The following is a 23,758-nucleotide window of genomic DNA, read 5'->3' on the forward strand; positions in this document are numbered from 1 at the left end:
AGGCCCGTACCGGCATCGCGGAGCGGACCTCGGCCCACTCCGCATCCGTCATGTCACTCGGATAGCAGCCTGCCCGCCGTCCCGCAGCGATCGAACCGAACCGGTGCACGTAGCAGTCACACCCAGGGGTGACCGCAGTAGACGCAGCAACAGTGGTACTGCTCAACTGATCAGGCAACGGGCTTCCTTGGTCGTGCTGGTGTCGTAACCGCGTCACTACCAAGGGGCCCGTTCGCTCATGCCCGCGACCGCACCCGAACCTCAGTCCAGACGACCACCCGCTGCCGCTCGAACAAGATCCGGTTTGCCACAACGCACTGAGACCTCGCACCGACAAACCCGCAGCGACGCGAGAGCGACGTCGCGGCAGTGCCGGCGGCGAATATGAGATGAGGATCGTCGCTGCGCGCCTGCATCAACTCGCTTTCGGAACACGCTCGAGCGCTGCCCGGCCCGGCCTGCGGTCCCCATGTCGGCTTGCCACCGGAAAGGTCCGGTCTCCGTTCTGGCCCGTCAGCATGAACAGGCTCTCCAGAGCGGCCGGCCCGCGGGAGGGCCGGATCGTCCGCCTCTCTGCACTGACGGGCAGGCCCGCCCCGACGAAGACCAAAAAGGGGGGAGCCGCACCACCCAGGGCCCATGGAACCCGGCGCAGCGGTAGCGTCACGCGACGGTCCACCCCCGTTGTCACAGAGACATCACGGGCGGACCACCGAGCCACTCAACGAACGCACCCCGCTGACGGATCGAGGTCGAAGGCGGGTCACGTCGTGCCGCGGACCTTCAGGCTCGGTGTCAAGACGATGGGGGGTGGCAGTTCGCCTGCGAGGAGCTGGCCGACCTGGTGGATGGCCAGTTCGCCCAGCCGCCGCTTGTCGATGTGAAGCGTGGTCAGTGGCGGGTCGACCAGATCGACGACGCTCAGCCCGTCGTAGCCGACCAGTGCGCAGTGGTCCGGTACATGGACGCCGAGCCCGCGGGCGGCCCGCAGTGCGCCGATCGCAACGAGGTCGTTGAAGGCGACCACGGCGGTGAGGTCCGCACGCGCGGTGTACAGCGCCTCGAACGCGGCGGCGCCCCCGGCCGGGGACTGCTCAGCCATGACGATCCAGTTCTCGTCGACGGGCAGTCCATGCTCGCCGGCGACTTCGAGGAAGGTACGGCGCCGGACCAGAGGGGCGTTCACGCACTCGCAGTCGATCAGGCCGATCCGGCGGTGCCCGCGGTCGATGAGGTGCTGCAGCCCGGCCCGGATCCCGGCCGCGGTGTCGATGTGGACCAACGCGTGGTTCGACGAGTCCAGCGCGCGGTCGACCACCACCAGCGGCACGGTGCCCACGTACGGCTCGAGCTGCGCATCGGAATGGCTGATGTAGCCGACCAGAGCGTCAACCTGCTGGCCGAGGGAGCGGACCATGGCCAGCTCCCGGGACCGGTCGTTCTCGGTGCTGGCCACGAGCACCTGCCAGTCGCGTTCGTCCGCGGCCGCAATCACTCCCGCCACGAACTCCGGGAAGAAGGGGTTGACCACATCGGGGACGATGAGCCCGACGGACACGACGTCCGGGCGGACCAGGCCCCGGCCGAACCGGCTGGGCCGATACCGCAACTGCCTGGCGACTTCGAGCACGCGTTGCTGAGTCCCCGGGTCGATCTCCCCCTTGCCGTTGATCGCCCGGGAGACGGTCTGATGGGACACGCCTGCCGCCTGAGCGACGTCACGGAGCGTGACGCGCTTGGCGCTTCTCACACCCCGTGCCCGCTGGTCGTTCGTTTCCCGCTGTCCCGCCACGTTGCCCGCTCACTTCTGTCCCTGTACCGCCCTGTGCCCAAGTCAACCAGGTCCACCGGCCTGCCGGCGCCGCCGGCGGACGGTAAGCCGTCCGCCGGCGGGCGTTGACGGAATCCGCTCCCCTGAGCAAGAATCACGTTAACGGTCACGTTAACGGTAACGGAGCGAAGGAGATCGCAATGGCCTCTTTGAAGGGCCCCCTACCGCACGAACCCCACCCGACGCTCCGTGGCGTATTCAGCACCTGGCAGGCACAGGCCGGCGTCTATTCGGCGCTGCCGCACGCACCCGTGGAACCGGACGACCCGCGCCCTTGGTGGCACCGACTGAGAATCCGGCTGAAGCAGCCGAGCAGCCGTCAATCCCGGCCCAGCCACCCCACCGTCCACCCCCGGGGCTGCCCTGCCCCCAGCGGAGATGGCCGGAGCTGACCAGCACTGTCCCCTGGCCCGAGGGTCACATCCACCGGCAGGGACGGACCGAGAGTGAGCCTGCGACAGCGGGGACGACGAACGCGCCGATCACCAGGCCATGCTGCGAGCACCGGTCGCAATGACGCCTGGTAACAGCGACCCAACGCACAACAGCTACCGCAGTGGCCACCGGATAAGGCTCATGGAGACGAGTGAAGCGCCCCGCCCCGACCGAGGCCTGAACCCGGACGAGGCGCCGACCCCTTCGCGATCAAGGAACTCCTCGGCCACCCGACAGGCCCCCACGCCAACCGACTCCGGCAGGGCGGACATCAGGTCCAGCACCTTCCCCGGCTGCTCCTGCTCCTCGGGGGCTTCGGGGAGCGGGTGGCGCTCCCGCTTCGCCTCGATCACCTGGGCCAGGGCCTCGGTCCAGGTGTCCTGGAACTCCTCCCCCTCCAGGTCCCCGCGGGCCATCGTGTCCATCAGCGCCAGCGCGCCCTCGATCTCGTCCTCGTCCACGTCCACGTCGACGGGCGGCGGGAAGATCAGCGGGGGTTCGAAGAGCGCGAGTGGCTTCGAGTGAGCACGTATTTCTGAGCTGTCCGCGCGGGTCAGACAGTGAGTAGGGTCGTGACAACATGCCGATCTTGACTGAAGTCTGGGAGGGTGCCGGTGTCGATGACGGTGTTCGACAGGAGTGAGCGGCTCATATGGGCGGGTCAGGGTGCCGCTTATGCCGGAAGCTTCGCCAAGCTGTGCGCCTATCCGGTGCCGCAGTTGCTCGATGCCGCCGAGGTAGGGCCAGGCTCGCGGATGCTGGATGTAGGGACTGGGCCGGGGACGGTCGCTGCTGCCGCATGTGCCCGGGGCGCGACGGTGACGGCCGTGGATGCGGAGCCGACCATGGTCGAGTTGGCCAAACAGGCCGCACCCGCGGCTGACGTGCGCGTGGCCGCTCTTCCTCGGCTGCCCTTCACCGACGGAGAGTTCGACGCCGTCGTGGCCAACTTCGTGCTGAACCACGTGGGTCAGCCCAAGATTGCCTTGGCCGAACTGCGCCGTGTCGTGAGGCCCAACGGTTGGATCGCGTTGACGATATGGGCGGTGCCGCCGGCCGCAGGACAGACTCTGATCGGCCGCGCGATCCAAGCCGCGGGTGCGGTGCGTCCACCCCACCTGCCCGCAGGGCTGGCCCCCGACGATGATTTTCCCCGCGACGAGAGCGGCCTGGCGGGGCTGATGGATGCGGCAGGGCTGCGTGCGGCGGTGTGCGAGACCTTGCGCTGGGATCACCGCGCGAGCGCCGACGAGTGGTGGAGCGGACCTGCGAGTGGAGTGGCCTTCGGCGGGCAGCTGGTGCAGAGCCAGACGCCTCGGATCCGTGCCGAGATCAAGCGTCACTTCGATCTATTCAGCGCCGAGTTTGCTGGCCAGGACGGTCTACTGACGTTGCCGCATGCGGCCTTGCTCGCGCGTGCGCGTCGCTGACCCAGGTCGGCAGCGGTCAGACAGGAGGCCGAGCCGGCGGGGCGCCCATCTGAAGTTCGGCCGCTCTCATCTGTGTACGGACCAATGTCCCGACCTGTCACCGCCGATGTCTGCTCGGCCGCACCGCCGCGGGGAGTACGCCGCGGTCACCGTTCAGCCCGGCGGTCCCCCGGCGGCGGGGAAGAGCGGCAGGCGCCGGATGCCGGCCGGGTGCGACGTACGGGGCCGGCGCGGCGGCAGTCCGTCAGGTGTCCGGCCGTCGGCGGGCAGGCCTGTCCCCCGGCGTGATCAGGTGGTTCTCGTAGGCGTACACGACCGCGTGGACCCGGTCACGCAGGCCGAGCTTCTCCAGGGCATGACCGAGGTGGGTCTTGACGGTCGTCTCGGCGATGAGGAGTGTGCGGGCGATTTCGGTGTTGGTCAGGCCACCGGCCACGAGGTCGAAGATCTCGCGTTCGCGGGTGGTCAGCCGGCCCAGGGCAACTGGTGGCCGCGGTGAGGCGGGCCCGCGGGCGGTGAACGCCTCGATCAGGCGCCTGGTCACAGCCGGGGAGATCAGGGCGTTGCCGGCGGCAGCGACGCGCACCGCCAGGAGCAGTTCCTCGGGCGAGGCGTGTTTGAGGAGGAAACCGTAAGCTCCGGCGCCCAGTGCGTCGTACACGTACTCGTCCAGGTCATAGGTGGTGAGGACGACCACCCGGGGGGCCGTCTCGGGTGAATCGCCAACGATCCGGCGGGTGGCCTCGAGTCCGTCCATCACCGGCATCCTGATGTCCATCAGCAGGACGTCGGGGGCGAGATCGCGGGCGAGTTCCACCGCGGCCGCGCCGTTCGGGGCCTGGGCGACCACGGCGAGATCTGGCTGGCTGTCGAGCAGTGCCACGAGGGCGGCACGGACCAGTGCCTGGTCGTCGGCGACCAGTACGGTCACGGGCTTGGCGGTCCCCGTCATCAGGCGCCGCCCGGGGGGTCGTAGGGGAGCACGGCCGCGACCTTGAAGCCGCCGGCCGTGGCAGCGGCGTGGACAGCACCGCCGTACAGCGCGGCTCGCTCGCGCATGCCGAGCAGCCCGCGGCCGCCCGGCTCGGGGCGGCCGGTCACGCGGCCCGGTCCCGGCGAACCGTTGACGATCTCCATGGCGAGGCGGCCGTCCAGGTAGCGCAGGGTCACCTGGGCCGTGGCTCCCGGCGCATGCCTGGCCACGTTGGTCAGCGCCTCCTGGACGATGCGGTACGCCGACAGCTCAAGGCCCGGGTCGAGGTCCCGCACCCGTCCGGCCACCGCCAGGTCCGCCGGGACACCGGCGTCACGGGAGGCGGCCAGCAGAGTACCGAGGTCGGCCAGGGTCGGGGCCGGCCGTCGGGCCGGGCCCGCCTCCCCCGCGTCCTCGCCGCCCTCCCGGCGCAGCACGCCGAGCAGCTGGCTCAGCCCGGAGAGCGCCTCACGGGACAGCCGCTCGCCGTGCCGAGCACCTCTGCCGGTTCCGCGCCGGTGATCCGGGCGGCCCCTGCCTGCAGGGCGATCGCCGACAGCTGGTGGGCCAGCACGTCGTGCAACTCACGGGCGATCCGCGCCCGTTCGGCGAGATGGGCGGCCTCGATGGCGGAGGTGACCGCGTCGCGCCGGGCCATGGCCGCGTCACCGACCAGGAACGCGGCTCCGAGCAGCGCGAACGGGACGCCGGCCATCCGGAACGAGTTCCATGTCACCGCGACCGCCGCCCCGATGGCCAGGCCGGACCAGCCGAGCCATCGGGCGTATCGGCTGACCCTGGTGCCGTAGGCGCCCAGTCCGTACGCGGCCACCAGCACCGCCGCGGACACGGCTGCCTCGTTCTGCCGCAGCACGTGACGGATGACGAGCACCGTGAGGGCGATCAGCAGCACCGTCACCGGGAACCGCCGCCGCCACAGGAACGGGACCGAGATGGCCAGCGCCAGCGCCAGATAGCCGAGGACGACCGGGGTGGCCGGCACGTGCGTCGGCGGCTTCCACCACCACGGCACGTCGGGCGCGGCCCAGCCGAACAGACCGGCCGCCACGAGCAGGTCGCCCCGCCGTGCCGTGGCCAGCTCGCGCAGCACCCGTCGGCCGGAGGATGAGGACACCATCAGGCCACGTCGGCGCGGCGGAACAGGGTCACCGCCACGGCCATGCACACGAGCAGGGTCGCGGCCAGCCCGGTGAGGCCGAGCAGATGACCGGGCGGCGTCTGGTCGGCGTTGATGAACCGGGACCAGAAGTTGGTCGGCAGCGTGGTGATCGACCGCTGGCCGACGGCGAAGCCCATCCAGCCCTGCACCCAGGTGGCGGGAGACCAGCGGCCCACGCCGGGCAGCGAGGCCGCCACCAGCATCGCGACGAACAAACCCGCGGCGGTCGCCATGGTGCCGATCGTGCCGCGGGTGAGAACCGCCGCGAGCACCCCGACCGCCGCGAAAGCGGCCAGGACCAGCAACGACCGCGCGGCCTGCGAGCCCGCCCAGCTCGCCGCCCCGGCCAGCGACTGGTGCGGGTTCGCCAGGTGCTGCGTCCTGGTCAGCACGGGGCCCGCCACGGCCAGCGCGGCCCAGCACGCAGCGATCAGCCAGACGCCGGCCAGCCAGAGGCTGACCAGCTTCGCGGCGAGCACCCGCCACCGGTGGCCTACCTGGGTGAGCACGTTCTTCAGCGTGCGCCCCGACCACTCCCCGCCGATATGCCCGCCGGCCAGCAGCGCCAGCGCCAGCGCTCCGGGAAGGGAAGCCATCAGGCCCGCCGCCTCGGCGCCGGCCGCGACCGGGTCCAGCTGGGCGGCGACGTGCACCTCGTTCGCCAGGCTCTGCACGTAGTCCTCCGTGTTCTCGATCCCCACCTTCGCCCGGGCGTCTGTGCAGGCCGCCCCCGGCTGCATCCCGAGCGCGCCGCACGACGGTATCCGCCGCACCGACGTCAGGACGTCGTGCCGGGCGTTGTCGGTGCCGCCCACGGCCAGCAGTACGGTGAACAGTGCGGCCGCGAACGTCACCCCCCACAGCAGCGGCCGGTTGAGCTTGCGCAGCTCAGCACGGAGCAGTCTCATCGGATTCCTCCCCCTCTTCCTTCCCCTCGCCGTCGGTCAACCCCGTATCGGTCAACCGCAAGAACGCCTCTTCCAGGCCCAGATGTTCGACCCGGATCTGCCGGGCCCACACACCGCCGCGCCCCAGCGCCGCGTTCACCTCACGCCCCTCCGGCCCGTCGACCACCAGCGTGTTCCGGCCTTCGGTACGGACCGGCCACCGGGCGAGCAGCATCCGTGCCGCGTCCTGCTCGCTCTCGTCCAGCACGACCCGTACCACGGGCCGTGCGGCGGCCACTTCGCTCACCCGGCCGTGCTCGACGAGACGGCCCGCGTTCACCACCGCGACCCGGTCGCAGACCTGCTCGACCTCGGCCAGCAGATGGCTGGACAGGAACACCGTCATACCGTCGGCGGCCAGCGAGCGCAGCAGGGCGCGGAACTCCCGGATCCCGGCCGGGTCCATGCCATTGGTCGGCTCGTCGAGGAGCAGCAGCACCGGGTCGCGCAGCAGCGCCGCCGCCAGCCCCAGCCGCTGCCGCATGCCCTGGGAGTACGCCTTGACCTTGCGGTCCGCGACGCCGGTGAGGGAAACCCGCTCCAGCGCGGCGTCCACAGCGCTGGCGGCCGACAGCGGCGGCCCGTGCAGCGCCAGCACTTCGAGATTCTGCCTCCCCGTCAACCACGGATGGAACGCGGGCTCCTCGATGATCGCCCCGACCCTGGACAGGCCGTCCGGGTCCGGCAACGGCCGCTCGTTCACCCAGGCCCGCCCCGCACTCGGCCTGATCAGGCCGAGCAGCATCCGCATCGTCGTAGTCTTGCCCGACCCGTTCGGGCCGAGGAAACCGAACACCTGGCCCCCCTCGACCACCAACCCGAGGCCGTCGACGGCCACCGTGGTCCCGTACCGCTTGGTCAGTCCCTCGCATCGGATGACTTCCATGCCACGACGGTAGACAGCGCCACCCGCCGCGTCCTCATCCCCGGCGCCGAACCTCCGCCGCGCCCAACTCGTCGAATCGACGACCCCGGATGCGCCGCGAGCACGACGACCCGCAGCCGGGCGCTCCCTAGCGTCGTGGGCATGAAACCCACCACGATGCTCCTGGCCGCCACCTGCGCCGTTCTGCTGAGCGCCTGCTCCGCGGCCGCCGGGAAGACCGCGCCCGACCCCGACGTGAGCGAGGCCCAGCCGAACCCCCGGCCCGCCTGGTCGTTCTACCGCCCGCCCGAGCCGCTGCCGGCACGCCCGGCCGGGGCCCTGATCCGCAGCGAACCGGTCCCCGCCCCGGCCGGGGCCCGCGACTGGCGCATCCTTTACCACTCACGAAGCACGGCCGGCAAGGACATCGCCGTGTCCGGGTCGGTGTTCATCCCGGCGACCGACCCGAGCGCCCCGCCCGGCGGCCGTCCCGTCGTCGCCTGGGCACACGGCACCACCGGGCTGGGCGACTCGTGCGCACCCTCCACCGACGCGCATCCGCTCAACGGCATCGAGGACGGCCCCGCACTGCTCGCCGCAGGCAACGCCATCGTCGCCACGGACTACGAGGGACTCGGCACCCCCGGCCCGCATCCCTACGCGGTCGGCCCGAGCGAGGCCCGTTCCGTCCTGGACGCGGTCCGGGCCGCGCGGCAACTGCCGGGCGCCGGCCTCGGCAAGTCCTTCGTGGCCTTCGGCCACTCACAAGGCGCGCACGCGGCGCTCTTCACCGGCGAGCTCGCCCGCTCCTACGCGCCCGAACTGCGGCTCCTCGGAGTCGCCGCAGCCGCACCGCCCATCGACCTGGTCGCCCTGGCACGTCACTTCACCACGATCGACTCCGGCATCGGCCGGGTGATCGAAGCCGCCGCCGGCTACAGCGCGACCGACCCGTCCGCCCGGCTCGCCGGCATCATGACCCCGGTGGGCAGGGCCGGCCTCGGCCTCCTCGAGAAGGGCTGCGACGACAACGTCCTCGGGGCCTATACAGGCCTCTCGGCGCGGGCCGTCTTCACCAAGGACCCCCGCACCACCCCGCCCTGGTCCACCGGCTTCGCCCGCAACAGCGTCGGCGTGCTCCCCACCACCGTGCCCGTCCTCATCATGCAGGGCGCACGCGACCCCAACATCCCCGCCGCCCTCACCGCCACCGCCGTCCACCACATGTGCCGCGGCGGCGACACCATCGACTACCGGACCTATCCCGACGCCTACCACAATGTCGTACCCTCGGCCGCCTCCGACCTCAACGCCTGGATCGCCGCCCGCTTCCGCGGCACACCGGCACCCGACAACTGCCGCTGACGGAAACCCTGTCGCTGCAGCGATCACGCGGCGGCGAGCGGCCGCCATCCAGACCGCGCAGGCGGTGGGCGACGGCCCGGTCGGCGCCGCCGCGGAGCTCGGCGACGCCGCCCAGCCCGGAGGAGGGGTCAAGTCGTCACTCGGCTGGACCGCTTCATCGGCTCGCTCGGCCGCTGAGGGCATCCAACAAGATCGGCTCGGGCGGGTTCCAGCGGCTGGCACAGGTGCCGGACTTGCCGGCGGGTCCCTTGGGCCGCTTGCTGGGCCGGCAGCAGGGGGCGCCCCTTGCTACGGCTCGGACATGACGGAGGCAAAAATGGCAGATCGTCCGGGCCTTGCTGCCCCCTCCGGCCTGACTGGAAGGGCGGGGCGGCCGCCCGCAGGGGTATGGCCACCGGCAGCTGATCGATACCGTCCGCTACGTCGTGGACAACCACGTCAAGTGGGCGAACCCCCCCCCCGCGACTTCCCACCCTTCAAGCGGGTGCACGCCTTCGCCCGCCGCCAGATCCAGGGCCCGCTCACCGAACTCCACGACCGGCTGCGTGAGCGTGTCCGGCAGAAGGAGGGCCGCGCGGTGAACCCGACGGCGGCGATCGTGGACTCGCAGTCACTGCGGGCCGCGGCGAACGTTCCCCCGCTCGACGTCCGGCTGGGACTGCGAGAAGAAGGTGACGGCCGCAAGCGGCACCTGGTGGTCGACTGCCTCGGCCTCGTGCTGGTGGTGATGGTGACCATGGCGAGCGTGCAGGATGGGGATGGGGCCGTGACGCTGCTCGAGCGGCTGCGCATGCCGTACTTCTCCGTCCGCCTGGTCCGGGCCGACGGCGGCCATGCGGGCCGGCTCGTCGACGGGGCGGCCGAGAAGCTCCAGCTCGCCCTCGACATCGTCAAACGCTCCGACGACACCACCGGCTTCGTGGTGCTCCGGCGCTGTCGGCGTACGCCTGAACGTGCTCAACCCTGCAGGTGAACATGCTCAGTTGATGACGCGCTGACCACGGGTCCCCGTCCATCGGCAATGGACGGTCGACAGCGTCGGCGGCCGGGCGCTCCTCATGCCACCTTGATGACAACCTTGCCCGAGCTGTGACCGCTCTCGACGGTGGCGAGGGCGGCCGGGGCTTCGGAGAGCGGATAGACCGCGGTGATCACGGGTGCGAGGACTCCGTCGAGGGCCAGCCGGGCAGAGCGCTCCAGGTTCTCGCGGTCGACGCGACGCTCGACGAAACGCCCGCCGAGATCGGGCACAGACGTATCACCCACAGCGATGACGTTACGGGGATCCCGGGCCAGCGGAGCGACCGCCCGCAGCGAAGCGCCTCCGACCAGGTCGACGATCCCGTCGAAGCCGTCCGGAACCAGCTCGCGTGCCGCGCAGACGACATCCCCGGCCGTGTAATCGATGAACCGCACCCCGATGGCCTCGGCGTGCTCGCGTTTGGCGGTACTCCCGGCGCCGATCACACGAAGCTCGCGCCCGACAGCCAGCCGGGCGACGGCGAGGCCGACCCCGCCCCCGACCCCGTTGACCAGGACCGCGGCACCGGCCGGGAGGCCGAGCTGGTCGAGCACGTCCACCGCGGTCGTCCCGGCCACTGGCAGCGTCGCCGCCACGGTCGCGGACAGACCCGCCGGGATGCGCGCGGTGCTCGGCGCGGACAGCACCGTCGTCTCGGCGTAGGTGCCGCCACCGGTGAGCGCGAAGCCGAAGACCGCGTCACCCACCTCGAGCCCCTCGACGTCCTCACCCCGCGCGAGAACCGTTCCGGCTGCCTCCATGCCCAGCACGCGGGGAAACGGACGCCCTCCGTCGAGCCCGGCGACCAGACCCGAGCGCAGAACGTGGTCGAGGGGATTCACCCCGGCGACCTCGACCCGGATCAGGACCTCGCCGCGACCGGGGACGGGATCGGGACGATCGAAGGACTCCTGCACCTCAGGGCCGCCATACCTGCAAAAACCCCACGCCTGCCCCATCTTCCGCCGCCTCTCGTCCAACCGGCCCGGTGATTCCGGGCGTTGTCGCCATCCTCACCTCTGACATTGATGTGAGGGGCAACCGGCTGAGACTTAGATCACAGCATCAGGCCGACCGCGCCACCGGTTCCGGGGCCGTGGACAGCTCCACCCGGTGCTGGCTGTTGGCCCTGATCAGCACGTCGAGAGCATCCCGGGTCTCGATCAGGTGTGCGATGTCGGCGTCGATCCGGTCGCGCTCACGCATCATCGCCGCGAACGTCTCCTCGGCCACCCCCAGGTCACCCGGGACGTCCACACACGGCAGCACAGTCGCGATCACCCGGCTGGACATACCCGCGTCGAACAGTTGCCGGATGAGCGACACGCGCTGGACCGCAGCATCGGAATAGTGACGCTGCCCCGCGCCGGAGCGTGAGCTGGTCAGCAGGCCCTGCTCCTCGTAATACCGCAGCGAGCGCGGACTTGCGCCCGTACGCTTGGACAACTCCCCTATCCGCATCCCCGAAAGCCTACGCCCGCGTACTCCAAGTCCAGACGGCCGACCAGTCACGGACGCCCGCGGACACCCCACGCCCGCAAGGCCATCGTCCCGGACCCACGCCCGAGCACGTTCCTCCGTGCACGCCCGAACACTCTTTCTCAGCACGCCGACACGCGCAGACGGGTGGAAGACAGCACCGAGCCGGCTGACGCGCTCGCCACCTGGTACGCGATGCCGAGACGCTGCCCGCCATACACCAGGCCATGGTGCTGCGGCCGATGACCACGCTCATGATCAGACGCCTGGCCGGACACCGCCCAGACACCTTCAGCCGGCCGGTACGAGCGGGGTGAACACGCCGGCCCGCACCTGCCAAGCCCACCCCCGCTCCACCAGGCGTTTCACCTTCGCCCGCAATCCCCCTGCCTGCTTCAAGGGCTGTGGGCCGACAAGCTGCGGCCGGGCCGACGCCGGGCAGTTCAGGGCCGCTTGCGAGCTCTGCGGCGAGCAGCCAGCATCACTCGTAGCGAGCCCCCAACCGGCGGTGACGCAGAGCTGTGCAGCAGTTGGGCGCCCCGCGCGAGAGCCGCGTTGGCCGTGAGCAACTCGATGTTGACGACCGCTTCCATCAACACCCCGTTGGGGTTCGCGGTCAGGGCGGGCAGCGACTTGGCGGCAAGCAGCGAAGCGCGGGCCATTTCGATTTGGTGCTTCACCAGCTCCCGTACGCCCGGCGATTGGTGTCTGTCTGCGAGGTCCTTCTCCGTTACGGAGAAGCGTTCCAGCGTCTGCGTCGGGATGCCCAGACGCCCTTCCGCCAGGTCCTCGGCGAGGTCGTTGACGAAGTCCAGCCGCTGGCTGCCGTCGATGAATATCCGGCACCCGGCGCGGAAGTGCCCGGCGTCGTCGTCTGGGCCCAGCAGGGAGGCGACCAGCATGAAGGCGGGCAGCGAGTAGGCGTCGACGTAGGCCTGATAGTCGGCCTCGGTGGCGAAGCCGGCGAACTCCAACTCGGCGGTGGCAGTGGACAGGTACTCCTCCACGACCTCCCGCAGCCGCGGGTACGCCGCCGTGGTGTGCAGCAGAGTACGGATCAGCGGATCGCCACTCACCCCGCTGTCCAGCGCCTTGCGCACCTCCTGATCCCACGATGCCCACGCCGCGACTCGCTGCGGCTTCGGGCCGGTGTCCAGCAGATTGTCCCCGTGATGCATCACTGCCGTCGCCGCCACCACATGAGGCAGCACCGCCCTCGGCAGCAGCAGACGAGCCGCAAGGTACGCGGCACGCCTGAAACGCGCGACGGATTCGCGCTGGGCGCCGTAGTCCCGCCGAAGGCCCGGCTCGCGAATCCCCGCGGCGTCCAAACTCTCATTCCATGCGCTCATGGACCGATCGTAGGCAGGACACGCCTGCCGGCCAGCCCGCCCAGCCGGTGTCACGGACCTCGATCGCGCCGGCGCACGGCAGGTAGTGGCCTCCAGCAACGGCGTCCGCGCCCTTCCCGGACCTCCTGAACCGATCCGGTCGGGCTGATGCACTGGAAGGACCTACACCTGCAAGCAGTATGGTCGGGCCGGCGACCCCGACAGCCGCGGCCGATGCGCTCACCGTGTCCTCGCCGAACGGGTCAACGCCCTGCCGGCCGGCCCCGACGGCACGGTCGCCCCACAGCTGAACCGCTCGCAGCCGCGCCGGCGGACGCTCCCTCACCGTTCCCCGCCATCCAGTGGCTCAAGGAGAGCCCGAGCACCAAGCTCCTCGCCCGGCTCGTGGCCGAAGGCCATACGCGCAGCCACGAGTTGCCAGACGAGCTGCCGCCCAGCCGGAACCAGCGCCACATCCGCCAACTCCTCGTCCACACCGGCATCTTGGACGAGCGAAACAAGGACCTCGAACGCATCCCCGGCCGGCTGGAGCACGAAGTCGCGAACAAGGCGGCCGCACACGCCAACATCGCCCGCCCGTTCTTGAACTGGTTCCTGCTCCGACCTGCCCGCCACCCGCCGCCATCCGCTGTCCTACTGCTCTTCGGGGCGCCGTCGATCCAGATCCGTGCCTCGGGCATCCTGGTGGACGTCGTCGCGACGGAAAAGGGGAGCAGCTGTGGTGGACGAGTGCGGCCAGGGGCCCCGGGATGCCGGGACGGCCCGGGCTTTGCCTCAGTTGCGGCTGGATGAGCTGTTGGAGGGCCTGCAGCAGCAGGTGGCGCAGGTGCGGTCGGCGCGCGACCGTGTGCACACCCTGCTGGACGCGGTCCTTGCGATCGGCTCCGATCTGGAGCTGGAAGTGGTGCTGCAGCGCATCGTGGAGTCCGCCGTGAGCCTGGTCGACGCGAAGTACGGGGCGCTCGGCGTGCTGGGCGAGGACGGCACGATCAAGCAGTTCCTCACCGTCGGCATCGACGAGGAGACCATCGCGCGCATCGGCCACTATCCGCGCGGCGAGGGCATCCTGGGGCTGCTGATCCGCCACCCGGAGCCGCTGCGCCTGGCCGACCTGGCCCAGCATCCCTCGTCCTCGGGCTTTCCCGCCGGGCACCCGCCGATGACCAGTTTCCTTGGCGCCCCGGTCCGGGTGCGTGAGCAGGTCTTCGGCAACCTGTACCTCACCGACAAGCAGGGCGCAGCGGAGTTCGACGCCGACGACGAAGCGGTGCTGCGCACCTTGGCCGCGGCGGCAGGTGTGGCGATCGACAATGCCCGGCTGTACGACGACGCCCGCCGCCGGCAGCGATGGCTGGCGGCCAGCAACGAGCTGACCCGCAGCCTGCTGTCCGGCACCGAACCTGCCACGGTACTGGAGTCCTGCACCGCAACGGTCCGTGAGATGGCCGCCGCGGACCTGGTCACCCTGGCCGTCCCGGTCGGCGACAGCGGCGAACTGGTCGTCGAGGCCGCCTCCGGCACTCGCGCGGAGGACGTGCGCGGTCTGGTTCTGGGCCCCGCGGCGGTGGCCACGAAGGTCTTCGCCTCCGGGGAGACCATCACCAGCGACGCGGTCAGCGCCGATCCACGGGCCGCCGGCGGCAGCGCCGCGATCGTAGAGCTGGGCCCGGCGTTCTTCGTCCCCCTCGGCACCCGCGACCACGTGCGCGGGGTGCTGCAAGTGGCCAACGTGCCGGGCGGCTCGCCCTTCCCCGACGCAGTCATCGACATGGTGATCGGATACGGCAACCAAGCGGCACTGGCGCTCGAGGTCGCCGAGCACCGACAGGACGCCGAGCGCATGCTCGTGCTCAACGACCGCGACCGGATCGCCCGCGACCTGCACGACCTGGTCATCCAGCGGTTGTTCGCCGGCGCGTTGACCTTGCAGTCCACGCTCGGCCGTCTCTCCGACAGACCACAGCTGGGCGAGCGGGTCCAGCGGGTCGTGGACGACCTGGACGACACCATCAAGGTCATCCGCTCCACCATCTACTCGCTGCGCCAGCAGGAACGATCTCGAAGCGAAGGACTGCGAGCCCGGCTGGTGACAGCCATGGAACGAGCCTCCGAAACCCTGGGCTTCGCACCCGCGCTACGCATGACCGGCCTGCTGGACACCAACGTCCCGGCCGACCACGCGGAGCACCTGCTCGCCGTCCTCGGCGAGACCCTGTCCAACACAGCCCGGCACGCCCAGGCCACGGCCGTCGACGTCAGCGTGGAGGCCACCGACACCGCGCTGCGGCTGAAGGTGGCGGACAACGGCCGCGGCGTCGACCCGACCGTCTCCCGGCGCAGCGGCCTGGCCAACCTCCACAAGCGCGCCGAAGAACTGGGCGGCACGTTCATCCTCCGCCCGAACGAGCCGAGCGGCACCGTCGTGGAATGGACCGCCCCCCTGCGCGTTGCCACGTGACACCCCCGGCCTATGTCTGGCCGACAGCCGACCCGACCGGTCCTGCCCCGCCGTCGTGACCTGCGCGTCCATCACATCGAGCGGCAGCATGAGCGCACGCACCGGGTGGACGTCACGTCGCCGAGGTGCCTGGCCCCTCGGCGAGGCCAGAGCGCCCACAGGCACGACGCCTGGCGTACCGCCACCACCAGGGTCCTCGCAGCAGTGCGCAGCTTGTCATCCGAGCGGTGGGAGGCGAGAACGTCCGCAAGGGCCAACCGGCGGTGGCTGTGAAAGTCGCTGTCCGATCAGCGGAGCACGGTGATAGACATCCGGCGTGGAAAAGAATCTTGAGTTCCCCGACCTGTTGCGACTGATCGATGAACGGTCGACCGCCTTCCGCGCCGTGGTCGCCGCCGCGCCCGGTCTCGACGCACAGGTGCCGACCTGCCCTGGGTGGACGCTGTTCGATCTGGTGAAGCACCTGGGCGGGGGAGACCGCTTCTGGGCCGCCATCGTCGGCGCGGGGCCCGCCGACGCGCCCCCGGCCGAGGCCGTCGCCGCGCGCGCCGCGCTGGAAGTGCCGCAGGAGCGTGAGGCCCTGCTGGCCTGGCTGGACGCGTCGACGCAGCTTCTGCTGGGCGCCCTGCGCGCGGCGGGACCCGAGAGCGGTTGCTGGACGTGGTGGCCCGCGTCGCAGTCACCGCAGACCGCCGGCGGCACCGCCCGGCACCGGGTCCAGGAGACCGCGGTGCACACCTACGACGCCCAGCTCGCCGGGGGCGCCCCGCAGCCGCTGCCGGTCGAGCCGGCACTCGACGGTGTGGAGGAGTTCCTGTTCACCGTCTGCGCAACGCCGAGTGCCTGGCCGCACAAGCCCACGGCCTTCGACTTCCACGCCGCCGAGGGCCGCTCCTGGCGCCTCACCGTCGACGGCGACGGCGCACGCACCACCCGCATCCCCGCGCCCACCGCCGCGACCGGCGAGGACTCGGACGCAGCCGGCGCCTCCGTCCACGGCACGGCCAGTGAGCTGGTCCTCTACCTGTACGACCGGATCCAGGCCGACTCCTTGCACGTTGACGGAGACGCAGGGCTGCTCGACCTGCTCCGCGCCTGGGAGCCGGAGGAGAAGTAGGACGTAGCGTGGGCGGTTGGCCGCGCCTTGAGCCGGCAGGACACGATTCTGCGCCAGGTTCGTCAGTCGCGGCACCGGGCTCAAACCCGCGAGGCGGCCTCGGGGCGTCACCAAGCCGACCGTCTACCTGGATGGCGGTGTGCATTTGTCCGTCCCAGCGATCACGAGAAGCGACGCGACTGCCGTCGTCCCGATCTCGTTGAGAGGTCAGTCGATCGGGATGCTCACTGGCCCACCGGCCTCGGCCGCAGGCCCTGCATGCCGCCGTCGACGGCGGGTGACTGCGGCGGCTGCCGTGTGTGAGAGCAGGGCCTCATGGGAGCTCGAAGGGGGCCGAAGCCAACGTGCCGTCCAGTAGGCCCTGTTGTCGCGTTTCTACGGCAACGCAGGACTGGGGTCCGCTTTGGTCGCTCTCGACTTCCGGTCGTGCAGCGCCGTGCGGATCATCCGGGCCGCACGCATCTGGATGACCGTAAGGTGCTGTCCGGCATCCTGTTCGTGCTCTGCACCGGCATTCCGTGGAAGTTCCTGCCCCAGGTGTCTGCGTACAAGTGACGTCTCACACGAGCACGGGGACACCAGGAACCGGGCCTCGGCTCGGGGATGACGTGCTGGCGGCGCCTGCGCGACTGGGACGAGGCAGGCGTCTGTCTGCACGAGTCACTCCTGGCCGAGCTCCATGCCGCCGGCGCGCTGGACTGGTCGGGCCGGTTACCCCGACCCTGCTCACCCATGCCCGCCAATGCACAGCGGCGTGCCCCCGCTCGGGTGAGCGGGGGCACGCGGCTTGCGGGAGTGGTGTTCTGCCAGGGGCGAGCGGGCGGGACCTTCAGGCGGCCGGCCGGGACAGGGTGCTGCCTGCCTTGGCGCGTGTGGCCTCGACCGCTTCCCACTCCTCGATGCTGAGGTTCGCCAGTGCGGCCGGGAAGACGCCGTCCTGCTCCTTGAGGATGTGGTCGCGCAGCATGGCCATCGCATCCATCAGCCGGTCCGGCCAGGTCGGGTCCGAAGGCGTCACACCGTCGGCGGCCTCGGCCAGCACCGCTTCGACACGGCGGTGCTCGGCCTCCAGAGCGGCGATCTGGTCGGGGAAGTCGGCTGCGAGAGCGGGGAACAGTCCGTGCTCCTCGACCTGGGTGTGCGGGTCGAGGACCGTGGCGATCTCCCGGGCGGTCTCCGCCATCCGGGCCACACGGCCGTCTTGGTGAGCGGTGCGGAGGTGGCCGATGAGGCGAACGACCTCGTCGTGTTCCCGGGTCAGTTCTTCGATGGTGGTCAGCGACTGGCAGCCGCAGTACTCGCACACCGAACTTCTCCTTCGTGTTCAATCTTCCTGTATCTCTTAACCCGCCAGTAACGGGGCCTTACTACTCGAATCGCGTTCGCGTTCTCTCCTCATGCGGTGGTTCGTGCGGTGCGGTGCCCCCGCGGGCGGCCCGTGCGCTGCTTGCCCTCGCTGCCTTCGGCTGCGGCGCGGACACCGGCGAGGGTGTAGGACAGCGCGGCGGCGGCCACGACGGCGAGCAGGGCGAGACCGGCCGCGTACGTCCCGTATGCGCCATACAGCGAGCCCATGAGCAGCGGCGGCACGAAGCCGCCCAGACCGCCTGCGGCGCCGACCACGCCAGTGACCGAGCCGACCTTGTTGGCCGGGGTCAGCAGGGCCACCAGGGCGAAGGTCGCTCCGCTGCCCGCGCCGAGGGCCGCGGCCATGGCCAGGAAGGCTATGGTGCCCACCGGCGCGAGGTCCGGGGTGAAGGACTGCACCACCGCTGCGGCAACGACCACGGACAGCGCCGCGGTCAGGACCCTGGCCGGGCCCAGACGGTCGGACAGCCAGCCGCCGATCGGGCGCATCGCCACGGCGAGGAGCACGAACCCGGCCATGCGGTTGGCGGCGTCGGCCTGGGTGAGGCCGTAGCCGGTCTTGAGGTAGGTGGGCAGGTAGACGGAGAAGGCGACGTAACCGCCGAACGCGACCGCGTACAGCGCGGATGCCTGCCAGGTGATCCCGAGCTTCAAGGTGGCGCCCAGTCGGCGGGCCAGCGGCTCGGTCGGCACGGTCCGCCCGGGTGCGTCACGCAGCACCAGTGCGGCGGCCACGGCGTACACGGCCAGCACCGCGGCAGTGATCAGGAACGGGGTCGACATGCTGTGCGCGTTGACCAGCTTCACCGTGGTCAGGGCGCTGATTGCGGTGCCGCCCATGCCCGCACCGAAGATGCCGATGGCCAGGCCTCGCCGCTCGGGCGGGAACCAGGCGTTGACGAAGGGGACGCCCACGGCGAACGCGGTGCCGCCGATGCCGAGGAAGAACCCGCCGGCCAGCAGTGCGGCGAGGGAGGAGTGCCCGGCCAGGCCCAGGTAGAGCACCGGCACGATGGTGGCCGCCGACACGATGGGGAACATCACCCGTCCGCCGAACCGGTCGGTCAGAGCGCCGATCGGGATGCGGCCCAGAGAGCCGACCACGACCGGCACCGCCACCAGCAGCGACTGCTGGAACGAGTTCAGGTCCAGGCTGTCCTTGAAGCGCGGGCCGAGCGGGCTGAGCAGCGCCCAGGCCCAGAAGTTGACGGCGAAGCCGACCGTGGCCAGCGCCAGCATCGTCCAGGCCCGGCCCGGCACCGGCTCGTGTGCCGATGGTGTTGTGTCGCTTCTCCCAGACCGTTGGAGCACCATCGTGTCCCTCCCTGATCACAGTGTTCCGGCCACCTCGCTCTGACGGCGCGGCGGCCCGTGTCCAGGTTTCGTGATGCGGGGCGCATGTGCATGGGGCCGTCGGTGCCACGTGCTCATCCGACCGGTCCTCGCGCCGGGGCCGTACGGGCCGATCACTGGGCGGGCCGTCAGGGCCGATCGGCCCTCTCCGCGTGCCGGCACTGTCGTCACACGTGCCTGACCTCGCGCAGACCGGGGTGTCGGCGGCGCAGCCGGCGCTCCAGGCGCTGGTGCAGCGTGATCCAGGCAGCGGGGCAGCGGTGGCAGGAACCGCCGAGCCGGACGGTGACCGTCGACACGCTGGGTGATCCGGTGCCGTTCGGGTGCCCGGTAGTCCGCGAGGCCAGGACCGACTCCACCCAGGCGTCCCGCTCTGCCGGCTCGGTGGGCGGTGCCGGCGCCGGCGCCGGGGTGGACCAGTCCGGCCACACGGCGCGTTGTTCCCGCAACTCGGCGATGCCGAGGCCCCGGTGGGCGATGACGGCGAATGCCGGTACGCCGAGTACGCCGAGGGCCTGTGCGAGTGCGTCAAGGTCCAAGTTTCCCTGGCGTCGGGCCAGTTCGTCCGTCATCGTGACCACGAAGCAGGTCGGCAGAGCGCGCGCGAGGACCTGTGCGACGAGCCCGAGCGACCGGTCCTCGGCGCCGGGTTCACGCCCGATGTCCTCGACACGTCCGTCTGCGACACCGTCTGCCGCGTTCCCCTCCGTCCGAGGCCCAGTCCACGGCCCGCCGCTTCGGTGAGCGATACCTCAGCGCGGACCTGTTCACGTAACAGGGCCACAAGGTCCCCCCGGGGCGAACGTGAACGGGGCCGGTGGGACGGGCAGCGAGGGCCATTCGGCCCAAGGTCCCGCCCCTTGCCGAAACCTAGCGTTCACGACCATGGAGAACGATCAGAAGGCACGACCAGGACAGTCGCGCGTCGAACCAAGCTGGCCGCTGGCCACGCGCAGACTGCTGAGCCGCCGTGAGGTCTCGGCCGACGGACGTGCCGTGTTCGGCCAGGCCGACCCGACGTGGGAGGGCTTCTACCGGGACCGCTGGGCGCACGACAAGGTGGTGCGCTCCACCCACGGCGTCAACTGCACCGGATCCTGTTCGTGGATGGTGTACGTCAAGGACGGCATCATCACCTGGGAGCACCAGGCCACCGACTACCCGTCGATCGGCGCCGACTGCCCCGAGTACGAGCCGCGCGGCTGCCCGCGCGGGGCGTCGTTCTCCTGGTACACCTACTCCCCCAGCCGGGTCCGCTACCCCTACGTACGGGGCATGCTGCTGAAGCTGTGGCGCGAGGCCCGGCGCAGGCTCGGGGACCCGGTGGCCGCGTGGGCGGAGATCACCTCCGACCCTGCGAAGGCCCGGGCGTACAAGCGGGCCCGCGGCAAGGGTGGCCTGGTGCGCGCCGACTGGGACGAGGTCGCCGAACTGATCGCCGCCGCCCACGTCCACACCATCAAGGCCTACGGCCCCGACCGCGTGGCGGGCTTCTCCCCCATCCCGGCGATGTCGATGGCGTCCTTCGCGGCGGGCTCCCGCTTCATGTCGCTGATCGGCGGCACCCTGCTGTCGTTCTACGACTGGTACGCCGATCTCCCCGTCGCCTCGCCGCAGGTCTTCGGCGACCAGACCGACGTCCCCGAGGCGGCCGACTGGTGGAACGCCGGCTACCTGGTGATGTGGGGCTCCAACATCCCCGTCACCCGCACCCCGGACGCCCACTTCCTGACCGAGGCCCGCTACAACGGCACGAAGGTCGTCGCAGTCAGCCCCGACTACGCGGACAACGTCAAGTTCGCCGACGAGTGGATGGCCCCGCACCCCGGCACCGACGGTGCCCTGGCGATGGCCATGGGCCACGTGATCCTGCGCGAGTTCCTTGTGGACCGCGAAGTCCCGTACTTCCAGGACTACCTGCGGAAGTTCACCGACGCTCCCTTCCTGGTGACTCTGCGCGAGCATGAACACGGTCTCGTCCCGGACGGTTTCCTGACCGCCGCCGATCTCGGACACGACACAGAACACGCGGAGTCCAAGACGGTCCTCCTCGACTCGGCCACCGGCGAACCGGTCGTGCCGAACGGCTCGCTCGGCTTCCGCTGGGGGCAAGCCGAACAAGGCCGCTGGAACCTCGACCTGGGCGACGTGGTGCCCGAGCTGAGCCTGCTGGAGTCGGCCGAGGACACGGCGCGGGTGGCCCTGCCCCGGTTCGACGAGGGCACCACCGAGGGCGGCTCGACGATGGTCCGCGGCGTCCCGGTCCGCAGGATCGGTGGCCGCCTGGTCACTACGGTCTTCGACCTGATGCTCGCCCAGTACGGGGTGGCACGGCCCGGTCTGCCGGGCGTGTGGCCGCTCGCGTACGACGACACCTCCCAGCCCTGCACGCCGGCCTGGCAGGAGACCATCACGTCGGTGCCGGCCCAGCAGGCGGCCCGGATCGCCCGGGAGTTCGCCCGCAACGCCGAGCGCACGAACGGCCGGTCGATGATCGCCATGGGCGCGGGCACGAACCACTGGTTCCATTCCGACACCATCTACCGGGCGTTCCTCGCGCTGACCACGATGACCGGCTGCCAGGGCGTCAACGGCGGCGGCTGGGCGCACTACGTGGGCCAGGAGAAGGTCCGTCCGCTGACCGGCTTCCAGCACCTGGCGTTCGCCTTCGACTGGCAGCGCCCCACCCGGCACATGGCGGGCACCTCCTACTGGTACCTCAACTCCGGCCAGTGGCGCTACGAGGCGTTCGGACCCGAGGAACTCGCCTCCCCGCTCGGGGAGGGACGGTTCCAGGGCAAGGGGTTCGCCGACTGCCTGGCGCAGGCCGTACGCCTCGGCTGGACGCCCGGTCACCCCGGCTTCAACCGCAACCCCCTCGACCTGGCCGACGAGGCGGACGCCGCGGGCCGGCCGGTCGCCGAGCACATCGTCGACGAACTGAAGTCCGGGCGGCTGCGGTTCGCCGTCGAGGACCCGGACGATCCGGCCAACTTCCCCCGCGTGCTGACCGTGTGGCGGGCGAACCTGCTGGGCTCCTCCGGCAAGGGCAACGAGTACTTCCTGCGCCACCTGCTCGGCACGGACGCGGCCGTCCGCTCCGAACAGACCCCGCCCGAGCACCGGCCGAAGGACGTGGTGTGGCGGGAGGAGGCGCCCGAGGGCAAGCTCGACCTGCTGGTCACCATGGACTTCAGGATGACCTCCACCAGCCTGCTGTCCGACGTCGTCCTGCCGGCCGCGACCTGGTACGAGAAGGACGACCTGTCCAGCACGGACATGCACCCCTTCGTACACGCCTTCACCCCCGCCATCGCCCCGCCCTGGCAGGCCCGCACCGACTACGACACCTTCCTCACCATCGCCGACCGGTTCAGCGAACTCGCCCGCGAGCACCTGGGGACGCGCACCGACGTCCTGGCCGTGCCGCTCACCCACGACACCCCGGACGAACTCGCCCAGCCCGCAGGTGCCGTACGGGACTGGAAGACAGGCGAGTGCGAGCCGATCCCCGGACGGACCATGCCCAAGCTCGTCACCGTCGAACGCGACTACGCGGCCGTAGCCGAGAAGGTGCGCGCCATCGGCCCGCTGCTCGACACCCTGGGCACCACCACCAAGGGCGTCACCGTCCACCCCGACCGGGAGATCGACGACCTGCGCCACCGCTGCGGAACCGTCCGCGACGGGATCGCCGAGGGGCGGCCGTCGCTTGCCACCGCCACCGACATGTGCGAGGCGATCCTCGCCCTGTCCGGCACCACCAACGGGCGCCTGGCCACCGAGGGTTTCCGGGAGCTGGAGCGGCAGACCGGCAGCGAGGGCCTGGTGGAGCTGGCCGCCGAGCGCGAGGCCGAGCGGATCACCTTCGCCGACACCCGCGCCCAGCCGCGCTCCGTGATGACCTCCTACGAGTGGTCGGGCTCGGAGACGGGCGGGCGCCGCTACTCCCCCTTCGTGATCAACGTCGAGCACTTCAAGCCCTGGCACACCCTCACCGGGCGCCAGCACTTCTTCCTCCAGCACGACTGGATCGCCGAAATCGGTGAACAGCTCCCCGTCTACCGGCCGCCGCTCAACGCGATCCGGCACTACGGCGACGAGCACCTTCACGAGGACGGCCGCGCCGAGGTGACGGTCCGCTACCTGACCCCGCACTCGAAGTGGTCCATCCACTCCAACTACCAGGACAACAAGTACATGCTCGACCTGTCCCGCGGCGGCCCGACGATCTGGATGTCCGTGGAGGACGCCGAGAAGATCGGCGTGAAGGACAACGAGTGGATCGAGGCGTACAACCGCAACGGTGTCGTCGCCGCCCGTGCCGTGGTCACCCACCGCATGCCGGAGGGCACGGTGTACATGTACCACGCCCAGGACCGCACCGTGAACGTGCCGAAGACCGAGGTCAGCGGCAAGCGCGGCGGCATCCACAACTCCCTGACGAGGCTGCTGCTCAAGCCGACCCATCTCGCCGGCGGCTACGCCCAGTTCACCTACGCCTTCAACTACTACGGCCCGACCGGCAACCAGCGCGACGAGGTCACCGTCATCCGCCGCCGCAGCCAGCAAGTGGAGTACTGA

At 70.8% G+C, this 23,758-nt stretch carries 20 protein-coding genes and 1 pseudogene; 8 read left to right on the top strand and 13 right to left on the bottom strand.

Annotated features, from left to right (window positions below):
• Positions 1–763: 763 nt before the first annotated feature.
• Complete coding sequence (locus tag MKW14_RS34350) at positions 764–1,792, bottom strand: LacI family DNA-binding transcriptional regulator (protein WP_240869758.1); 1,029 nt, start codon at positions 1,790–1,792, stop codon at positions 764–766.
• Between the two features lie 587 nt (positions 1,793–2,379).
• Positions 2,380–2,733 carry a Ku family protein gene (locus tag MKW14_RS34355; RefSeq protein WP_240869759.1) on the bottom strand — a complete coding sequence of 118 codons (354 nt, stop codon included), beginning with the start codon at positions 2,731–2,733 and terminating at the stop codon, positions 2,380–2,382.
• Between the two features lie 153 nt (positions 2,734–2,886).
• Between MKW14_RS34355 and MKW14_RS34360 the strand changes: the two genes are divergently transcribed.
• Positions 2,887–3,696, top strand: coding sequence for a class I SAM-dependent methyltransferase (locus MKW14_RS34360; RefSeq protein ID WP_240869760.1), 810 nt, complete (start codon positions 2,887–2,889; stop codon positions 3,694–3,696).
• 244 nt (positions 3,697–3,940) lie between these two features.
• Here MKW14_RS34360 and MKW14_RS34365 read toward each other — a convergent pair whose 3' ends face one another.
• Genes MKW14_RS34365 through MKW14_RS34385 form a run of 5 tightly spaced genes read right to left on the bottom strand, consistent with a single transcriptional unit; the run spans position 3,941 to position 7,682 of the window.
• Positions 3,941–4,648, bottom strand: a complete 708-nt coding sequence (locus MKW14_RS34365) for a response regulator (RefSeq protein WP_240869761.1) — start codon at positions 4,646–4,648, stop codon at positions 3,941–3,943.
• Complete coding sequence (locus tag MKW14_RS34370; RefSeq protein WP_240869762.1) at positions 4,648–5,106, bottom strand: sensor histidine kinase; 459 nt, start codon at positions 5,104–5,106, stop codon at positions 4,648–4,650. Before MKW14_RS34370 ends, MKW14_RS34365 begins: the two co-directional genes overlap by 1 nt.
• 14 nt (positions 5,107–5,120) lie before the next feature.
• Entirely contained in the window at positions 5,121–5,807 is a 687-nt protein-coding gene (locus MKW14_RS34375) for a histidine kinase (protein ID WP_240869763.1), read from the bottom strand.
• Entirely contained in the window at positions 5,807–6,757 is a 951-nt protein-coding gene (locus MKW14_RS34380; RefSeq protein WP_240869764.1) for an ABC transporter permease subunit, read from the bottom strand. Before MKW14_RS34380 ends, MKW14_RS34375 begins: the two co-directional genes overlap by 1 nt.
• Positions 6,738–7,682 carry an ABC transporter ATP-binding protein gene (locus tag MKW14_RS34385; RefSeq protein ID WP_240869765.1) on the bottom strand — a complete coding sequence of 315 codons (945 nt, stop codon included), beginning with the start codon at positions 7,680–7,682 and terminating at the stop codon, positions 6,738–6,740. Before MKW14_RS34385 ends, MKW14_RS34380 begins: the two co-directional genes overlap by 20 nt.
• Before the next feature lie 141 nt (positions 7,683–7,823).
• On the opposite strand from MKW14_RS34385, the gene MKW14_RS34390 reads away from it, so the two are divergent.
• Positions 7,824–9,026: a lipase family protein gene (locus MKW14_RS34390; RefSeq protein WP_240869766.1), complete on the top strand. Its 1,203-nt coding sequence runs from the start codon at positions 7,824–7,826 to the stop codon at positions 9,024–9,026.
• A 442-nt stretch (positions 9,027–9,468) separates the two neighbouring features.
• Complete coding sequence (locus MKW14_RS34395; RefSeq protein WP_240869767.1) at positions 9,469–9,999, top strand: transposase; 531 nt, start codon at positions 9,469–9,471, stop codon at positions 9,997–9,999.
• Positions 10,000–10,082: 83 nt separating this feature from the next.
• On the opposite strand, the gene MKW14_RS34400 is transcribed toward MKW14_RS34395, so the two are convergent.
• The 3 genes from MKW14_RS34400 to MKW14_RS34410 all read right to left on the bottom strand — a co-directional run bounded on the left by MKW14_RS34400 (position 10,083) and on the right by MKW14_RS34410 (position 12,878).
• Positions 10,083–11,006 carry an NADP-dependent oxidoreductase gene (locus MKW14_RS34400; protein WP_240869769.1) on the bottom strand — a complete coding sequence of 308 codons (924 nt, stop codon included), beginning with the start codon at positions 11,004–11,006 and terminating at the stop codon, positions 10,083–10,085.
• Between the two features lie 106 nt (positions 11,007–11,112).
• Complete coding sequence (locus tag MKW14_RS34405; RefSeq protein ID WP_240869771.1) at positions 11,113–11,508, bottom strand: MerR family transcriptional regulator; 396 nt, start codon at positions 11,506–11,508, stop codon at positions 11,113–11,115.
• Between the two features lie 461 nt (positions 11,509–11,969).
• Entirely contained in the window at positions 11,970–12,878 is a 909-nt protein-coding gene (locus tag MKW14_RS34410; RefSeq protein WP_240869772.1) for a squalene/phytoene synthase family protein, read from the bottom strand.
• Between the two features lie 384 nt (positions 12,879–13,262).
• Here MKW14_RS34410 and MKW14_RS34415 point away from each other — a divergent pair, with 384 nt between their 5' ends.
• The 4 genes and pseudogenes from MKW14_RS34415 to MKW14_RS34430 all read left to right on the top strand — a co-directional run.
• Positions 13,263–13,670, top strand: coding sequence for a hypothetical protein (locus MKW14_RS34415; protein WP_240869773.1), 408 nt, complete (start codon positions 13,263–13,265; stop codon positions 13,668–13,670).
• Positions 13,600–15,336 carry a sensor histidine kinase gene (locus MKW14_RS34420; RefSeq protein ID WP_374116634.1) on the top strand — a complete coding sequence of 579 codons (1,737 nt, stop codon included), beginning with the start codon at positions 13,600–13,602 and terminating at the stop codon, positions 15,334–15,336. The genes MKW14_RS34415 and MKW14_RS34420 overlap by 71 nt, the downstream gene beginning before the upstream one ends.
• Before the next feature lie 316 nt (positions 15,337–15,652).
• Positions 15,653–16,453 carry a maleylpyruvate isomerase family mycothiol-dependent enzyme gene (locus tag MKW14_RS34425; RefSeq protein WP_240869779.1) on the top strand — a complete coding sequence of 267 codons (801 nt, stop codon included), beginning with the start codon at positions 15,653–15,655 and terminating at the stop codon, positions 16,451–16,453.
• Between the two features lie 426 nt (positions 16,454–16,879).
• A pseudogene (locus MKW14_RS34430) lies at positions 16,880–17,155 on the top strand (transposase); the annotation flags it as partial.
• A 127-nt stretch (positions 17,156–17,282) separates the two neighbouring features.
• Here MKW14_RS34430 and MKW14_RS34435 read toward each other — a convergent pair.
• From MKW14_RS34435 to MKW14_RS41685, 3 genes are all read right to left on the bottom strand, one after another.
• The gene (locus MKW14_RS34435) at positions 17,283–17,759 is read right to left on the bottom strand and encodes a hemerythrin domain-containing protein (RefSeq protein ID WP_240869783.1); all 477 of its coding nucleotides are present in this window, start codon (positions 17,757–17,759) and stop codon (positions 17,283–17,285) included.
• 89 nt (positions 17,760–17,848) lie between these two features.
• Entirely contained in the window at positions 17,849–19,135 is a 1,287-nt protein-coding gene (locus MKW14_RS34440; RefSeq protein WP_374116633.1) for an MFS transporter, read from the bottom strand.
• A gap of 206 nt (positions 19,136–19,341) precedes the next feature.
• Positions 19,342–19,923: a NifU family protein gene (locus tag MKW14_RS41685; protein WP_374116635.1), complete on the bottom strand. Its 582-nt coding sequence runs from the start codon at positions 19,921–19,923 to the stop codon at positions 19,342–19,344.
• Positions 19,924–20,059: 136 nt separating this feature from the next.
• Here MKW14_RS41685 and MKW14_RS34450 point away from each other — a divergent pair, with 136 nt between their 5' ends.
• A complete protein-coding gene (locus tag MKW14_RS34450; protein ID WP_240869787.1) occupies positions 20,060–23,758 on the top strand; it encodes a nitrate reductase subunit alpha in 3,699 nt (1,232 codons plus the stop codon).

The sequence above is a fragment of the Streptomyces gilvus genome (genome assembly GCF_022513565.1).
GTDB classification, from domain to species: Bacteria; Actinomycetota; Actinomycetes; order Streptomycetales; family Streptomycetaceae; genus Streptomyces; species Streptomyces gilvus.

What these genes read in the sequence shown, in the direction of transcription:
- MKW14_RS34410 (WP_240869772.1), bottom strand. Translation starts at nt 12,878, where the DNA reads ATGAGCGCATGGAATGAGAGTTTGGACGCCGCGGGGATTCGCGAGCCG.
- MKW14_RS34375 (WP_240869763.1), bottom strand. Translation starts at nt 5,807, where the DNA reads ATGGTGTCCTCATCCTCCGGCCGACGGGTGCTGCGCGAGCTGGCCACG.
- MKW14_RS34380 (WP_240869764.1), bottom strand. Translation starts at nt 6,757, where the DNA reads ATGAGACTGCTCCGTGCTGAGCTGCGCAAGCTCAACCGGCCGCTGCTG.
- MKW14_RS34360 (WP_240869760.1), top strand. Translation starts at nt 2,887, where the DNA reads ATGACGGTGTTCGACAGGAGTGAGCGGCTCATATGGGCGGGTCAGGGT.
- MKW14_RS34400 (WP_240869769.1), bottom strand. Translation starts at nt 11,006, where the DNA reads ATGGGGCAGGCGTGGGGTTTTTGCAGGTATGGCGGCCCTGAGGTGCAG.
- MKW14_RS34440 (WP_374116633.1), bottom strand. Translation starts at nt 19,135, where the DNA reads ATGGTGCTCCAACGGTCTGGGAGAAGCGACACAACACCATCGGCACAC.
- MKW14_RS34405 (WP_240869771.1), bottom strand. Translation starts at nt 11,508, where the DNA reads ATGCGGATAGGGGAGTTGTCCAAGCGTACGGGCGCAAGTCCGCGCTCG.
- MKW14_RS34390 (WP_240869766.1), top strand. Translation starts at nt 7,824, where the DNA reads ATGAAACCCACCACGATGCTCCTGGCCGCCACCTGCGCCGTTCTGCTG.
- MKW14_RS34385 (WP_240869765.1), bottom strand. Translation starts at nt 7,682, where the DNA reads ATGGAAGTCATCCGATGCGAGGGACTGACCAAGCGGTACGGGACCACG.
- MKW14_RS34365 (WP_240869761.1), bottom strand. Translation starts at nt 4,648, where the DNA reads ATGACGGGGACCGCCAAGCCCGTGACCGTACTGGTCGCCGACGACCAG.
- MKW14_RS34450 (WP_240869787.1), top strand. Translation starts at nt 20,060, where the DNA reads ATGGAGAACGATCAGAAGGCACGACCAGGACAGTCGCGCGTCGAACCA.